Source organism: Bacteroides luhongzhouii (assembly GCF_009193295.2).
Taxonomy (GTDB): domain Bacteria; phylum Bacteroidota; class Bacteroidia; order Bacteroidales; family Bacteroidaceae; genus Bacteroides; species Bacteroides luhongzhouii.
In genome coordinates, this window is the sequence record NZ_CP059973.1 from 5,449,088 (window position 1) to 5,464,452 (window position 15,365).

Below are 15,365 nucleotides of genomic sequence, written 5' to 3' on the forward strand. Positions count from 1 at the left end.
GAGAATTCAATTATGGAAATTCATATAGGAAACCGTGTGGCCGAAATAGAACTGGTCAACAAGGAAGATAATAAGGTAGTGCTCACCATTGATGGAAAAACGTTTGAAGCAGACGTAGTGATGGCAGAAAACGGCACTTGCAACATCTTGATGGATGGACGCAGTTCGAACGCACAGCTGATTCGCCGTGATAACGGAAAAAGTTATAAAGTGAATACGCATTATAGCAGTTTCAATGTAGAAATAGTGGACAGCCAAGCGAAATATCTGCGTATGCGCAAGAAAGGGGAAGAAGAACAGAATGACTGTATCATTTCTCCGATGCCGGGCAAAGTAGTGAAAATACCTGTGGTAACCGGTCAGGAAATGAAAGCTGGAGATACCGCTATCGTTATCGAAGCCATGAAGATGCAAAGCAACTACAAAGTGACTTCAGACTGCCGCATTAAAGAAATTCTGGTTCAGGAAGGTGATAACATAACCGGCGACCAGACATTAATAACATTAGAACCGATTGCATAATATAAGAACGGATTGCATTATGGAAGAAATGAATAAAGCATACGCCACGTTCGAGGAACGTGACCGCATCGCTTCTCTTGGTGGAGGCGTTGATAAAATAGAGAAGCAACACGAAAGCGGTAAAATGACTGCTCGCGAACGTATCGACATGTTGCTCGATAAAGGTACTTTCGTTGAACTGGACAAGCTAATGGTTCACCGTTGTACGAACTACGGCATGGATAAAAACAAAATTCCGGGAGACGGTATCGTTTCAGGTTACGGAAAGGTGGACGGTCGCCAGGTATTTGTTTACGCATATGACTTTACCGTATATGGCGGTTCACTGTCTGCTTCCAATGCCAAAAAGATTGTAAAAGTACAACAACTTGCGTTGAAGAATGGTGCCCCGATTATCGCTTTGAATGATTCGGGCGGCGCACGTATTCAGGAAGGTATCGAAAGCCTTTCCGGTTATGCGGATATTTTCTATCAGAACACAATGGCCAGCGGTGTGATTCCACAGATTTCGGCCATTCTGGGTCCTTGTGCCGGAGGCGCTTGCTACTCTCCCGCCCTTACCGATTTCATCTTTATGGTGAAAGAAAAAAGTCACATGTTTGTAACTGGTCCGGATGTAGTAAAAACCGTGATTCATGAAGAAGTAAGCAAAGAAGAACTGGGTGGCGCAATGACGCATAGCAGCAAGAGCGGTGTGACGCATTTTATGTGCAACTCCGAAGAAGAACTGTTGATGAGCATCCGTGAACTGCTATCTTTCTTACCGCAGAATAATATGGATGAAGCCAGGAAACAACCTTGCGCTGACGAAACCAACCGCGAAGACGCTTCTCTGGATACGATCGTTCCGGTAGATCCGAACGTTCCGTATGATATGAAAGACATTATCGAACGTGTGGTAGACAACGGTTATTTCTTCGAAGTCATGCAGAACTTTGCAAAGAATATCATCATCGGCTTTGCCCGCATGGCAGGTCGTTCGGTAGGTATCGTAGCCAATCAGCCGGCTTATCTTGCCGGCGTTCTTGATATCGACGCCAGCGACAAAGCAAGTCGTTTTATCCGTTTCTGCGACTGTTTCAATATTCCATTGATTACATTCGAAGATGTTCCGGGGTTCCTTCCGGGATATACGCAGGAAAACAACGGTATCATCCGTCACGGTGCAAAAATAGTTTATGCGTTCGCAGAAGCTACTGTTCCCAAGCTGACCGTTATTACCCGCAAAGCTTACGGTGGCGCTTATATCGTAATGAACTCCAAGCAGACCGGAGCTGACGTGAACTTCGCATATCCCAGCGCAGAAATCGCAGTGATGGGTGCAGACGGAGCAATCAACATCCTTTTCCGTAAAGCTGACGAAGCAACAAAAACCAAAGAGCTAGAAGCTTACAAAGAGAAGTTTGCCACTCCCTATCAGGCTGCCGAACTGGGATATATTGACGAAATCATTTATCCGAGACAGACTCGCAAGCGTCTGATTCAGGCACTGGAAATGACGGAAAACAAGATGCAGACAAATCCGCCTAAGAAGCACGGTAATATGCCTTTATAACAACCAGATAAGGTGTGCACAAAGCACCCTCTCACAAAGACGGGCTTACATAGATTCTATGATATACTTTAGAATCTTTGTAAGCCCGTCTTATATGAATAAGTCTTTTATATGCACAAAAAAAACGGCACCTCGATTCACATCGCAGCACCGTCACAACACAAACACAAAATAAAACACGACAAAACTACTATGCAATCTTCCTGTCATGCCGGGGAGGCATACCTTGCTTGACTTATCTATATTCGCATACACACAAGAAGCTTTATCAGGCGATTTGCATAATAAATAACATACACTTCCGGATTTTGTTCATTGGATTGATGAGATTTATATCATGAAATGAGAAAAAAACAGAATAACCCGCCATATTTATCAAAAAAAACGGTACCCCGATTCACATCGCAGCACCGTCACAACACAAACACAAAATAAAACACGACAAAACTACTATGCAATCTTCCTGTCATGCCGGGGAGGCATATTCACTAGCCTATATATATTCACATACCTACAAGTAGCCATCAGGCGATTTGCATATATAAAACATTCAGATTTTTATTTTGTTCACGAAAGGAGAAGCAAAATTGTTATTTCTTCTCCTTGTAATCTTTCAGGAAGCCTTCCATCAACCATTTTGCGAGTGCCTGACGATTGGAATTCATCACCAACCGACGCTGATCGAACGTATTTTGGATATTACCCAACTCCACAAAAACGGAAGCGGGAGTGGTATGGGAAAGCACGTATAAGTTACGCCCGCTCACTGTGCCGGAAAAACCCCGATTAGGCTGATGCGTATCGTACTTTGACTCAAACGTATCTTTCATATTATTCGCCAATCGTTTGCTGTCTCCTTTTTTATTCGAATAATAGAAAAATACATCCGTTTGTTTTCCTTTACTACGGCTATCGATATGAATAAAAATCGCTCTGCAATAAGAGTGATTCTTACGGTCTTTCCGGTAAAGGGCATTTATTTTATCGCAACGTTGCTGAAGGCGTTGCACCTGATTCAAAGGAATAGCATCCCCCATACAAGTCTCACGTTTACTGTTCGACAGATACGAATCATCACGAATACCATCTTTGGCATCTTGAATGATGATATGCACTTCAGCTCCTTCCTGCATCAGGTTACGTGCCAGACGGAGCGCAATATCATAAGCGTATTCATCTTCATGCAGTTCGTATCTACCCACTTTTCCAATAGCTCCCGGATCGGGACCTCCATGTCCGCTGACCACATAGAAACAAGCACCGGCAAGACGGTTGGAAGTAACTTTCACATTAGCCAGTTGCTTTCCAAACAGAGGTTCGTTGATGGTGGTTCCTATTTTGGTCGATTTAGCTTTTGAAGATGATTGCTTTGTCCCTGTGCTTTCGGTAGTTATATTCTTGGCAGGAGTAGTTGTCGATTTCTTTACCGGAGGAATAACATAAGTCACGCCTACTTTAAGCACATTATTCTTTCCCAGCTTCTGCTTATTCAGCTCTATAAAATCGTCGTAATACTTCTTCGGAGAACGGTTGTGTCTCAACAGAAAAGAAGAGATACCCTCACCCGCCTTCGGAGTTGCCTTCTGCTGCGCCCAAAGAGTTGTGCCCGAAAAAAGAAAAGCTAAGAATAAAAGAATATAGAGTTTATTTTTCATAACTACATTAACTATCTCCTTCACAAGAGTATCATTTCACTCATAAACAGGGCAAAAATACAATTATTTTCCCTACTTTTGCAGCATTAAAACATTTTTTGAAATAAAACATTAAAACCCGATAACATTATGGCAAAACAATTCAAACCGGAAACCCTGTGTGTACAGGCAGGATGGACGCCTAAAAAAGGCGAACCACGCGTGTTGCCCATCTATCAAAGTACAACTTTCAAATACGATACCAGCGAGCAAATGGCCCGTCTGTTCGATTTGGAAGACAGTGGTTACTTTTATACCCGCCTGCAAAATCCAACGAATGACGCCGTTGCTGCTAAAATCGCCGCTCTTGAAGGTGGTGTAGCCGCTATGCTGACTTCCAGCGGTCAGGCAGCCAACTTCTATGCCATTTTTAATATCTGCCAAGCAGGAGATCACTTTGTCTGCTCTTCCGCCATTTATGGAGGTACGTTCAACCTGTTCGGAGTGACGATGAAGAAGCTCGGTATTGATGTGACTTTCATTAATCCGGATGCCAGCGAAGAAGAAATTTCTGCTGCTTTCAAACCGAATACAAAGGCTTTGTTTGGTGAAACAATTTCCAATCCTTCTCTGGAAGTGCTGGATATTGAAAAGTTCGCACGTATCGCACACAGTCACGGGGTTCCCTTGATTGTTGACAACACCTTCCCGACTCCCATCAACTGTCGCCCGTTTGAATGGGGAGCTGATATCGTAGTTCATTCTACTACCAAATATATGGACGGACACGCTACAAGCGTAGGTGGCTGTATCGTAGATAGCGGCAATTTTGACTGGGATGCTCATGCTGAAAAATTCCCGGGACTTTGTACTCCGGACGAGTCTTACCACGGGCTGACTTACACGAAAGCATTCGGCAAAGGTGCCTATATCACCAAAGCAACTGCACAACTGATGCGTGACCTCGGCAGCATCCAAAGTCCGCAAAACTCTTTCCTATTGAACCTGGGACTTGAGACACTGCACCTGCGCATGCCTCAACACTGCCGTAACGCACAGAAAGTGGCCGAATATCTTTCTAAAAATGAGAAAGTAGCTTGGGTAAACTATTGTGGTCTGCCGGACAACAAATATTACAGCCTGGCACAGAAATATATGCCGAATGGTTCTTGCGGGGTCATCTCCTTCGGGCTGAAAGGCGGACGTGATGTGTCTATCAAGTTTATGGATTCACTGGAATTCATCGCTATCGTTACTCACGTAGCTGATGCACGTAGTTGCGTGCTCCATCCAGCAAGCCATACTCACCGCCAGTTGACGGATGAGCAACTAATGGAAGCCGGTGTACGTCCGGACTTGATCCGTCTATCGGTAGGTATCGAAAATGCGGATGATATCATAGCTGATATCGAACAGGCTTTGAACGCATAACAATACCATAAAGGTATCAAATAATAAGAGAAGGCACAGGAAATCTTTCATTCCCGTGCCTTCTTATTTTATCACAAAAAATAGAAAACTTACTTGCTATAGGTAGAAAACTTGTTCTCTCCTAGAAGAAAAGTTCTTTTTCTCTTAGGGCAAACTAAAACCAGAACTTGCGGTTATAGTTTTCTTACCAACAAAGATACGTTTTCCTGCCAGGATAAGCAAGTTTAATCCCTATGAAAAGGAAGTTTGATTACGATTCAGTTACTATCACCGCTTCTTTACTTTATATCCTTTCAAGGTAAAACCGACTTCAAACAGATTCAAAAGAGCTATCCGAATACTATCTTCTAAAAAGAAAAGACTGTTTGATGTACCCTCACTTATGTAAACAGGGATTATCAAACAGTCCTTTCCTTCCGGATTATAATTCGTCTTTTTTCAGTGAAGCACGTTCATCGTTTCTCAACTTTATGGCATTTCAGCTTCCAGCTGGAATTTACGGCTTACTTTCATTAAGTTGATGGTGTAAGTGACTACGTTCTGCGCTTCCTGAACCATCGTGAGATATACCATGCTAACCCGGATGCTTCCTGATTGGCTTTGAATACGTTGCAGCTCCTTACGTTTCAATAGCGAAAGCTGTCCGTTGAGGTCGTTGGCACGACGGATTTCTTCTTCCAGATTGTTATACTCATTGTTTTCCATCTTCTTACGGCACTGCTGAATCAGATATGTAATATCTTCGGCAACATCACTAAATTCACCTTTCTGAATGGCATCCAATGGATTGAAATTGTTGTCGGTATGTTCCAGACAAGGTTCGCAAAGACGAGAAATACTGTAAACCAGTTCGCTGGCAAAGTCGTTGCCTTGATAGTAATAAAGTCCCTTTTCGAGTACGGTGTTGTTGTCGAGGCGGCACATGGCTACGGTGCCCGAACGTTTCATCTGTTTGACGAGCTGTTTCTCAAATTTAGTAGACCCCATAGCACGACGCAGTCCTCGAAGGTTTTCGTGAAGGAAGGAAGTGACAGTCAGTTCGAAGTTTGTTTCTGCATATTCCAGCACTTTGGAAAGTTCTTCACGGGTGTGCTTACGCATCAGTTGCAAAGCTTCAGTGCTGTCTGTGGCTTGCATAAGTTGCTTCAGAGTTTCGTTACCCTGTTCTTTCGCTTTGCGTTTCTTGTACATCACTTGGCTACGGATCAGGATAAATACAGCTATACCGATGAGTGCGATGATAGAGATATTTCCTCCATAATGAAGTACGAGGGCTACGAAGAAACAGATGGTGAAGGCAGCCCCGGCAGTGATGAACCAGCCACCGATGACGCTTAATACGCCGGTGATACGATAAACGGCAGAATCACGTCCCCAGGCACGGTCGGCCAAGGAGGTACCCATAGCTACCATGAAGGTTACGTAGGTGGTAGAAAGAGGAAGTTTCAGGGAGGTTCCCAAAGCGATAAGCAGACCAGCTAATACCAGGTTGACAGAAGCGCGGACAAGGTCGAAAGCTGCTCCGTCGGCAATGATAGCTTCGTCTTTGCGGAAGCGGGAATCAAACCATTCTTTGCTGCCACTCGGCATGATACGGGAGATTCCGTTGGCAAGTGTCATACTGATGCGGACTACTGTACGGGCAATCGGGGTACTTCCGAATGTTTCTTCTCCTTCATCTTGACGGGAAAGGTCGACAGATGTTTTAATTACGGCGTGTGCCTTTTTAGAAGTGCAAAGGGCATAGACCATAATGGCTCCGGCTCCAATCAGAAAATACCACGGGGTTTTGGCAGGTCCCAGCAGGGAAGTCATCAGGAAGCCATTCGGATTTCCTCCTCCGTTGGCGGTATAGTCCATAAAAGAGGAGAAGCCTGCGAGAGGAACACCGATGAAGTTGACAAGGTCATTACCAGCAAAAGCGAGAGCGAGAGCGAAGGTGCCCATCAATACAACTACTTTGAAAACGTTGATTTTCAGCCAGTGAAGGATTTGCATCAGTATGGTGAAGAATACAAAAAAAACGGTGATTAACATCAGTGTATTGTCTTGTATCCAGTGTTTGTTTTCGGGTGTCATGAAAGAACTGTCTTTCAGTCCTTTGATAAGCATGAAATAGATGATGGCGGTAGCGGCTACACCTCCGAAGAGGGCAATGCTGTATTTCATCTTTTTCGTATAGTTGAAAGTGAATATCACACGGGCCAGCCATTGTACGACCATTCCAAAGAAGAAAGCGATGGCGACGGATACGAAAATGGCCATAATGACGGAAAGGGCTTTGTCAGTGTTTATGAGGTCGCCCAAACCGAGGGTATCGCTATTATGTACTTTGATAAGTGAGAGGGCGAAGGTTCCTCCGAGTAGTTCGAAGACTAGTGAAACGGTAGTGGAAGTGGGCATACCCATGGAGTTGAATACGTCCAGCAATACTACGTCGGTCAGCATGACGGCTAACAGGATGCACATGATTTCGGCGAAGTAGAAGTGTTCGGGCTGGTAGATACCGTGCCGGGCTATGTCCATCATGCCATTGGATAGGGAGGCGCCAATAAATATGCCGATACCGGCTATGAAAAGAATGGTTTTAAACGAAGCGGCCTTGGCGCCTACCGCCGAGTTTAAGAAGTTGACTGCGTCATTACTGACTCCGACTATCAAATCGAAGACGGCAAGGACGAAGAGGAAGATGATAATGCATAAATAAATAGTCTCCATAAATAATATGTGTATGTTGTTTCCAGTTGCAAAGGACGGGATTTGACGTTGCAGGGAGGTGTCATACATATTACAATTGTATTACAATCATCTTTCTTTTGTCTTGAAACAAAAGAAAGAAGCAAAGAAAAATTCAAGGCTGACTTTTTTCTCCTACTCGCTTCCTGCACTTCGCTAAAGGGCAGAAACTCGCTACGCTCAAACAATCTGCCCTTCTTGACGCTACGTTACGGGCACTCGCTTGACGGAGAAAAAAGTAGGCCGGAGAGAGCCCTGTCACATGCAAGTTTTTGCGGGATATATGTTACGATGGGGTTAGTGGAAGGGAGTGGTTGCGGTATGATTGCAATGATTTGTTGAGGGGGTGTCAAAGCAGTTTTTTTGAAAGATACCACTGCCAAATATTGGACTATATTTCTAAAGTTTTGTGTCTAATTTTTTTAGGGGCAGTTCAATGTGTGGCAGTGGTAAATCTTTCAATTTGGGCATTATGCACACCCTTAAGATTTTATGTTAGTTGTCATTTTTGTTTAGCCAGTCGTAGAAGGTGTACTGGGCTCGAACGGCAGGTGTGCCGGGTGTTCTTTTTTTGAATATGTTTTGCAGCTTATCATCCACCCAGCAGGCTTTTTGGTTGTCGGCGAGTTGGATGTCGAGCATTTCGATCAAGCTGTCACGCAGGTCGGGGGCAAGAATGGGGGTGATGGCTTCGATGCGGCGGTAGAGGTTACGACGCATCCAGTCAGGAGAGCCCATGAATACTTTTGGGGTACCGTCGTTACCGAAGTACCAGATGCGGGCATGTTCGAGGAAGCTGTCCACAATACGGGTGACACGAATATTACGACTGTATGACTGTCCGGGGATGAGACAACAGATGCCACGGACAATAAGGTCGATTTGTACACCGTGTTCGGAGGCTTCATAGAGGCGGTCTATCATGGTAGGGTCTTGGAGGGCGTTCATTTTTAGGATGATACGTCCTTGCTTGCCTTCGTCTGCGAGGGATATTTCGCGGTCGATCAGGCGGTTCAATTCGGGGATGAGGTTGAAACGGGCTACCAAAAGGGTGGTGAACTTCGGGTCTGCTTTCCCCTGCAGGGTACGGAAGAGGTTATAGAGGTCGGCCACTATTTCTTTGCGACAGGTGAAAAGACCGCAATCGGCGTAAAGGGTGGCGGTTTTTTCATTAAAGTTGCCGGTGCTGATGTAGGCGTAGCTGGGGATTTTCTCACCGTTTAATCCGCGACGACGGATCAGAGCTACTTTGGCGTGCACTTTCAAACCAGGGATGCTGTAGATTATCTTGATACCGGCGGCTTGCATCATTTCGGCGGTGGCAAGGTTGTTTTCTTCATCAAAGCGGGCTTTCAGTTCCACAAAGACGGTGACTTTCTTGCCGTTTTGGGCAGCGGCTATCAGGGTGTTGATGACGGCGGAGTTTTCCGCTACGCGGTATTGAGTTACCATGATTTCGCGGGTTTCCGGGTTGTGCACGGCTTCATATAGGAAGTGGATAAAGTGCTCGAAAGAGTGATAAGGGTAATATAATAATAGGTCCTTTTTGGCGACGTAATTGAAAATGGATTCTTTCTCATCGAGGACGGTCAGCTTCATCGGCTTCGGTTTTTCGAGGCTGTGAAGAGATTTGTTCGGGTTGGGAAGATGGCACAGATCTTCAAGATTCAGGTGCTTGTCGCCAGGAACAAGTTCGTCACGCTGAATGTGGAAGGCATCTACCAAAAAGTCCAGGAAGTCGTGGGGCATACCACGGTCATAGACGAAACGACAGACGTCACCGATCTTACGTTTCTTCACTTTCTTCTTAAGTTGAGCAACGAGGTCGGCACTGCTGCCGGTGTCGTCAATCAGTATGTCGGCGTCACGGGAAATTTTGATGCAGTAGCTGGAGTCAACGTCATAGCCGGGGAAAATCAGATTGAGGTTTGCCTTGATAATGTCTTCGGTAAACATCAGATAATGATTCTTCTCGCGAGACGGAAGTTCGATGAAACGGGGTACTTTGGCGTAGGGTTGCTTCATCACGAAGTAAAGAGGATGCCGGGATTCTGTTAGATTTGTATTTCCTTCTTTTCTTTCTCTTTCTTCACTTCCTTCTTTGTCTTCTTTCTTGGGATAAACTCGTATTGCCAGGTAAAGGCGGTTATCCCGCAGGAAGGAGACAATTTTATCTTTGGATACAGGCACAGGCTGCAGATAGGGAAAGATTTCCTCCCGGAAAAAGTCTTTGATAAACTGTTGGTGGAACGGTTCTACATGGCTGTCCTGATAAAAGATGATATGGTTTTTGCGCAGGGCAGGCAATAATTTCTGTTCATAGATACGTACACGGTCATCCAGCTGGCGGGTGACTTCTTTATTTATTTCCTCTACCAGTTCGCGGGCTGACTGTACGGTTTCTTCATCGCTTTCCGTAGCGCCGGACGCAACAGCTTTATGGTCGGCTACACGGATTTTGTAAAATTCTTCGAGGTTGGAAGAGTAGATAGAGATGAAGTTGATACGTTCGTAAAGCGGCAGACGCTCGTCCAGAGCCTCCAACAATACGCGGTAATTGAACGAGAGCCAACTAATATCTCGCTTGAAATAATTATATTTGCTTTCCATGTGCTTTAAGATTTTTCCAAATATAGTATCTTTGTGGGATTAAACAAAGAATTTTATGACAAGAATTGGATTATTATCTGATACTCACGCTTACTGGGATGAGAAATATCTGGAATATTTTGAACCGTGCGACGAAATCTGGCATGCCGGAGACATCGGTTCGCTGGAAGTAGCGGAAAAGTTAGCCGCATTCCGTCCATTCCGGGCGGTATACGGAAACATTGACGGACAGGAAATCAGAAAACTGTATCCACAAATAAACCGTTTCACGGTAGATGGTGCGGAAGTACTGATTAAACATATCGGCGGTTATCCGGGAAAGTACGATCCTTCCATTATCGGTAGTCTGATGACGCGACCGCCCAAGCTTTTCATCAGCGGACATTCGCATATATTAAAGGTGAAGTATGACAAAACGCTGGATACGCTGCATATTAACCCAGGAGCTGCAGGTATGTCCGGTTTCCATAAGGTGCGGACCTTGGTACGTTTTGTTATCAATCAAGGGGCGTTCCAGGACTTGGAAGTTATTGAACTGGCGGACAAATAAAATAAATGTCCCCGCCTGATTGAAAAATTATTTTAAAATTTTGCCACGTCGGAATTCTTTCCGACCTTTGCACACTGTTAATGAATAACTCAGACGAACATGAAAGGAATTATTCTGGCCGGTGGTAGTGCCACCCGACTTTATCCGCTTTCCAAAGCGATTTCCAAACAAATCATGCCTGTGTATGACAAGCCGATGATTTATTATCCATTGTCAACACTGATGTTGGCAGGAATACGCGAAGTGTTGATTATTTCGACTCCACGTGACTTGCCTATGTTCCGGGACTTGCTGGGAACGGGTGAAGAGCTGGGTATGTCTTTCTCCTACAAAATACAGGAACAACCTAACGGACTGGCACAGGCTTTCGTATTGGGAGCCGACTTCCTGAACGGTGGACCGGGCTGTCTGATTCTTGGGGATAATATGTTTTACGGACAAGGCTTTTCTGCCATGCTCCGCCGGGCTGCCAATATAGAAAAAGGCGCCTGCATCTTCGGTTACTATGTAAAAGACCCGCGCGCATACGGTGTAGTGGAATTTAACGAACAAGGGAAAGTTATTTCACTAGAAGAAAAACCGGAAGTGCCGAAAAGTAATTACGCTGTTCCCGGACTCTATTTCTATGATGCCAGTGTGACGGAAAAAGCGGCAGCTCTTCGTCCTTCAGCACGTGGAGAATATGAGATAACAGACTTGAATCGCCTGTATCTGGAAGAAGGCACATTGAAAGTGGAACTCTTCGGACGTGGATTCGCATGGCTGGATACAGGTAACTGCGACAGCCTGTTGGAAGCTTCCAACTTCGTGGCTACTATTCAGAACCGGCAAGGTTTCTACGTCAGTTGTATTGAAGAAATCGCCTGGCGTCAGGGATGGATTCCGACGGAGCAATTGCTTCTGTTAGGTCAACAACTCGAAAAGACCGAGTATGGAAAGTATCTCATCGAATTGGCAAAACAATCCTAAAATCAACATAATAGAATAAAATATGAAAACTTATCTAGTGACCGGTGCCGCAGGATTTATCGGGGCAAATTACATTAAATACATCTTGGCCAAACATAACGACATCAAAGTCGTGATATTGGATGCTTTGACGTATGCAGGTAACTTAGGAACGATTGCCAAAGACATCGACAACGAACGCTGCGTCTTTATCAAAGGAGACATTTGTAGCCGGGATGTGGTAGACGGTCTTTTTGCTGAGTATCGTTTTGATTATGTGGTGAATTTCGCTGCCGAGAGTCACGTTGACCGCAGCATTGAAAATCCGCAACTGTTTCTGATTACCAACATTCTCGGAACACAGAACTTATTGGATTGTGCACGCCGCGCATGGGTAATGGGAAAAGATGAACAAGGATACCCTACCTGGAGAAAAGGTGTACGCTATCATCAGGTATCCACCGACGAAGTGTATGGTTCACTGGGAGCCGAAGGGTATTTCACAGAAACAACCCCGCTTTGTCCTCACAGCCCGTACAGTGCCTCTAAGACTAGCGCAGACATGGTAGTGATGGCTTACCATGATACTTATAAAATGCCGGTAACAATTACCCGCTGCTCAAACAACTATGGTCCGTATCACTTCCCGGAGAAATTGATTCCGTTGATTATCAAGAATATCCTCGAAGGAAAACATCTCCCTGTCTACGGTGACGGCAGCAATGTACGCGACTGGCTTTATGTAGAAGATCACTGCAAAGCGATTGACCTCGTCGTACGTGAAGGAAAAGACGGAGAAGTGTACAACGTTGGCGGACATAATGAAAAGACAAACCTCGAAATCGTAAAACTGACTATTTCAACTATTCACCGTCTGATGGCAGAGAAGCCCGAATATCGCCAGGTTCTCAAAAAGAAGGTGAAAGACGAAAACGGAAATATTTCGATCGACTGGATCAACGAAGATCTGATTACATTCGTTAAAGACCGTCTGGGACATGACCAACGTTACGCCATCGATCCTACAAAGATTACAAATGCTTTAGGATGGTATCCCGAAACAAAATTCGAAGTCGGTATCGTAAAGACAATCGAATGGTACTTGGCTAACCAAGCTTGGGTGGAAGAAGTTACCAGCGGAGATTATCAGGGTTACTACGAAAAGATGTATGGAAAATGATTCTCAATTTATCAACATTCCTATTGCAATAAGAATACCCATAAACAGCATATTACGCGAAGTCTCGCCTAATATGCTGTTTAGTTTTTTACCACTATATATTTTCACCATCCGTTTCCATGTGAGGAAATGAGGAATCAAATAGAGTTGCGGAAGAAGAGCGGCTAAAAAATGACCTTCACGAAGGAAACACAGGCAGAGAAGAGAAGCTGTAACACCCAGCATCAAATAAAAATAGCGGCCGAACTTCTCACCGAAACGAACGATCACTGTTCTTTTTCCACTGCGCGCATCCGCTTCCCGGTCACGGTAGTTATTGACTACCAGTAGCGTATCAATCAATAGTCCACAAATCAGAGAGGCGATAGTGACATCCGGCGTCCATGTTAACGCTTGCACGTAATATGTTCCGCCTACAGGCACAAATCCGAAAAAAACAATCACCAGTACATCTCCCCAACCGTTGTAAGAAAGAGGATAAGGACCGGTGGTATAAAGAAAGGCAAATAATACACAAAGCACTCCCACGATAATCAATTCCCATCCGGCAAAGAAAAGTAATGTGCAACCGATAAGACAGGCAAGAGCAACCGTAATAATAATCCCGGTTTTCATCGCTTGCGGAGAAATCCATCCCTGTGCACAAGCACGTTCGGGCCCCAAGCGGTCTTCCCGGTCTGTCCCTTTGAGGAAGTCGAAAAGGTCATTGATGAAATTAGCGGCAATTTGCATCAGACTTGCGAACAGGCAACAGATCAGCGCCGGCAACCAGTGAAAATATCCGTCCATTGCAGCGAGAGCTGTACCTATCAAGACAGGGGTAATGGCTCCTGTAAGAGTTTTGGGACGTGCAGCTAATATCCACGTTTGCAGCGAGTTACGATTTACTTCTTCCATACTTTAATATATTATAAAGAGTTTTGACGGACAAAGATACATGATTTTTCGTATCTTTGCATCCCGGAAAACTTCAAACTAAGAGAAGATGAAGAAAATAAATGCTCCTGTGATGAAAAGAATAAATACCCTATTGATGAAAAAAACTATTTATCCACTGACGAAGAAAACAATCTATCCTGTTATCCTGTTGACATTGCTTTTGCTTGTTTCCTGTAAGTCGAAAAAGAATATGGTGGCTACCTTGCCGCACCCTGTCTTACATACTGATTCCATTTATCCGGATACGACTAACGCCATTGCCGGATTGTTCGTTCCCAATCACTCGAAACTCAAAGAACTGGATGTTTCTAAAAACAAAAAGCAACATACAAAGAAAAAGGAGACTGATACCGACACGTACGAATCCGACCGAGTGCTCCGTGGAACCCAAATAACCTCTTCCAGCGTAGATGTATCATCTGTTTATACAGGAGTGGACCGTGTAGTAAAATATGACTTCACCCACCGCGATGTCCCCGAAGCTTTTGAAGGTTTCCGCATCGCTTTCATTTCCGATTTACATTACAAAAGCCTGCTGAAAGAGAAAGGATTGAACGACCTTGTCCGTCTATTGATTGCCCAAAAAGCAGACGTTCTTTTGATGGGTGGTGATTATCAGGAAGGTTGCGAATATGTAGAACCTTTGTTTTCCGCACTAGCACGTGTAAAGACACCGATGGGAACGTATGGAGTGATGGGTAATAACGACTATGAACGTTGCCACGACGACATCGTGAACACAATGAAACATTATGGAATGCGTCCGTTAGAACATGAAGTGGATACGCTTCGCAAAGACGGCCAGCAAATTATTATCGCCGGAGTACGCAATCCTTTTGATCTGGGGCACAACGGAGTATCACCCACTTTGGCCCTCTCTCCCAAGGATTTTGTCATCTTACTGGTTCATACTCCGGATTATATAGAAGACGTTTCAATAGCCAATACAGACCTTGCTCTCGCAGGACATACTCACGGCGGACAAGTCCGTGTATTCGGAGTCGCCCCGGCACTGAACTCACACTACGGCAATCGTTTTATCACCGGACTGGCATATAATACAGCAAAAATTCCTTTGATTATAACAAATGGAATAGGAACTTCAAAGTTACCGATTCGTGTCGGTGCTCCGGCAGAAATCATCGTCATTACTCTTCATCGATTGACGGAGTAAGGTATCGTAACTTGGTACAATAAAAAACAGAAATAGCATCATACGCTTTTTTGATACGATTTTTTATTATTATCCTTATTGCTTAC

11 protein-coding genes and 1 pseudogene are annotated in these 15,365 nt (G+C 44.6%); 7 read left to right on the forward strand and 5 right to left on the reverse strand.

From position 1 onward, the window contains the following. Nucleotides 1-12: 12 nt before the first annotated feature. Nucleotides 13-522 carry an acyl-CoA carboxylase biotin carboxyl carrier protein subunit gene (locus GD631_RS20855; protein ID WP_143257963.1) on the forward strand — a complete coding sequence of 170 codons (510 nt, stop codon included), beginning with the start codon at nucleotides 13-15 and terminating at the stop codon, nucleotides 520-522. A 19-nt stretch (nucleotides 523-541) separates the two neighbouring features. Beyond that, nucleotides 542-2,077 carry an acyl-CoA carboxylase subunit beta gene (locus GD631_RS20860; protein ID WP_143257962.1) on the forward strand — a complete coding sequence of 512 codons (1,536 nt, stop codon included), beginning with the start codon at nucleotides 542-544 and terminating at the stop codon, nucleotides 2,075-2,077. 590 nt (nucleotides 2,078-2,667) lie between these two features. Here GD631_RS20860 and GD631_RS20865 read toward each other — a convergent pair. After that, nucleotides 2,668-3,732: an N-acetylmuramoyl-L-alanine amidase family protein gene (locus GD631_RS20865; RefSeq protein ID WP_143257961.1), complete on the reverse strand. Its 1,065-nt coding sequence runs from the start codon at nucleotides 3,730-3,732 to the stop codon at nucleotides 2,668-2,670. A 129-nt stretch (nucleotides 3,733-3,861) separates the two neighbouring features. On the opposite strand from GD631_RS20865, the gene GD631_RS20870 reads away from it, so the two are divergent. Next, entirely contained in the window at nucleotides 3,862-5,142 is a 1,281-nt protein-coding gene (locus tag GD631_RS20870; protein WP_118407743.1) for an O-acetylhomoserine aminocarboxypropyltransferase/cysteine synthase family protein, read from the forward strand. Between the two features lie 267 nt (nucleotides 5,143-5,409). Here GD631_RS20870 and GD631_RS22470 read toward each other — a convergent pair. The 3 genes and pseudogenes from GD631_RS22470 to GD631_RS20880 form a co-directional block, all read right to left on the reverse strand. Next, a pseudogene (locus tag GD631_RS22470) lies at nucleotides 5,410-5,490 on the reverse strand (Imm9 family immunity protein); the annotation flags it as partial. Between the two features lie 120 nt (nucleotides 5,491-5,610). After that, on the reverse strand, nucleotides 5,611-7,860 hold the full coding sequence (locus GD631_RS20875) for an inorganic phosphate transporter (RefSeq protein WP_143257960.1): 2,250 nt from the start codon (nucleotides 7,858-7,860) through the stop codon (nucleotides 5,611-5,613). 513 nt (nucleotides 7,861-8,373) lie between these two features. Further along, the gene (locus GD631_RS20880) at nucleotides 8,374-10,488 is read right to left on the reverse strand and encodes an RNA degradosome polyphosphate kinase (RefSeq protein WP_143257959.1); all 2,115 of its coding nucleotides are present in this window, start codon (nucleotides 10,486-10,488) and stop codon (nucleotides 8,374-8,376) included. 55 nt (nucleotides 10,489-10,543) lie between these two features. On the opposite strand from GD631_RS20880, the gene GD631_RS20885 reads away from it, so the two are divergent. The 3 genes from GD631_RS20885 (at nucleotide 10,544) to rfbB (ending at nucleotide 13,166) form a co-directional block, all read left to right on the forward strand. Further along, the gene (locus GD631_RS20885; RefSeq protein WP_143257958.1) at nucleotides 10,544-11,038 is read left to right on the forward strand and encodes a metallophosphoesterase family protein; all 495 of its coding nucleotides are present in this window, start codon (nucleotides 10,544-10,546) and stop codon (nucleotides 11,036-11,038) included. A 99-nt stretch (nucleotides 11,039-11,137) separates the two neighbouring features. Then, a complete protein-coding gene (gene rfbA, locus GD631_RS20890; protein ID WP_143257957.1) occupies nucleotides 11,138-12,007 on the forward strand; it encodes a glucose-1-phosphate thymidylyltransferase RfbA in 870 nt (289 codons plus the stop codon). A gap of 22 nt (nucleotides 12,008-12,029) precedes the next feature. Beyond that, entirely contained in the window at nucleotides 12,030-13,166 is a 1,137-nt protein-coding gene (gene rfbB / locus GD631_RS20895; protein WP_008641275.1) for a dTDP-glucose 4,6-dehydratase, read from the forward strand. A gap of 3 nt (nucleotides 13,167-13,169) precedes the next feature. Here the strand turns inward: rfbB and GD631_RS20900 are convergent, their stop codons facing one another. Beyond that, complete coding sequence (locus GD631_RS20900) at nucleotides 13,170-14,063, reverse strand: 1,4-dihydroxy-2-naphthoate polyprenyltransferase (protein WP_143257956.1); 894 nt, start codon at nucleotides 14,061-14,063, stop codon at nucleotides 13,170-13,172. A gap of 136 nt (nucleotides 14,064-14,199) precedes the next feature. On the opposite strand from GD631_RS20900, the gene GD631_RS20905 reads away from it, so the two are divergent. Beyond that, a complete protein-coding gene (locus GD631_RS20905) occupies nucleotides 14,200-15,279 on the forward strand; it encodes a metallophosphoesterase (RefSeq protein WP_143257993.1) in 1,080 nt (359 codons plus the stop codon). The last annotated feature ends 86 nt before the right edge of the window (nucleotides 15,280-15,365 follow it).

Bases quoted from the DNA above. Each gene is read 5' to 3' on its own strand.
- GD631_RS20860 (WP_143257962.1), top strand. From the start codon at position 542: ATGGAAGAAATGAATAAAGCATACGCCACGTTCGAGGAACGTGACCGC.
- GD631_RS20855 (WP_143257963.1), top strand. From the start codon at position 13: ATGGAAATTCATATAGGAAACCGTGTGGCCGAAATAGAACTGGTCAAC.
- GD631_RS20870 (WP_118407743.1), top strand. From the start codon at position 3,862: ATGGCAAAACAATTCAAACCGGAAACCCTGTGTGTACAGGCAGGATGG.
- GD631_RS20865 (WP_143257961.1), bottom strand. From the start codon at position 3,732: ATGAAAAATAAACTCTATATTCTTTTATTCTTAGCTTTTCTTTTTTCG.
- GD631_RS20905 (WP_143257993.1), top strand. From the start codon at position 14,200: ATGAAAAAAACTATTTATCCACTGACGAAGAAAACAATCTATCCTGTT.
- GD631_RS20875 (WP_143257960.1), bottom strand. From the start codon at position 7,860: ATGGAGACTATTTATTTATGCATTATCATCTTCCTCTTCGTCCTTGCC.
- GD631_RS20885 (WP_143257958.1), top strand. From the start codon at position 10,544: ATGACAAGAATTGGATTATTATCTGATACTCACGCTTACTGGGATGAG.
- GD631_RS20880 (WP_143257959.1), bottom strand. From the start codon at position 10,488: ATGGAAAGCAAATATAATTATTTCAAGCGAGATATTAGTTGGCTCTCG.
- rfbA (WP_143257957.1), top strand. From the start codon at position 11,138: ATGAAAGGAATTATTCTGGCCGGTGGTAGTGCCACCCGACTTTATCCG.
- rfbB (WP_008641275.1), top strand. From the start codon at position 12,030: ATGAAAACTTATCTAGTGACCGGTGCCGCAGGATTTATCGGGGCAAAT.
- GD631_RS20900 (WP_143257956.1), bottom strand. From the start codon at position 14,063: ATGGAAGAAGTAAATCGTAACTCGCTGCAAACGTGGATATTAGCTGCA.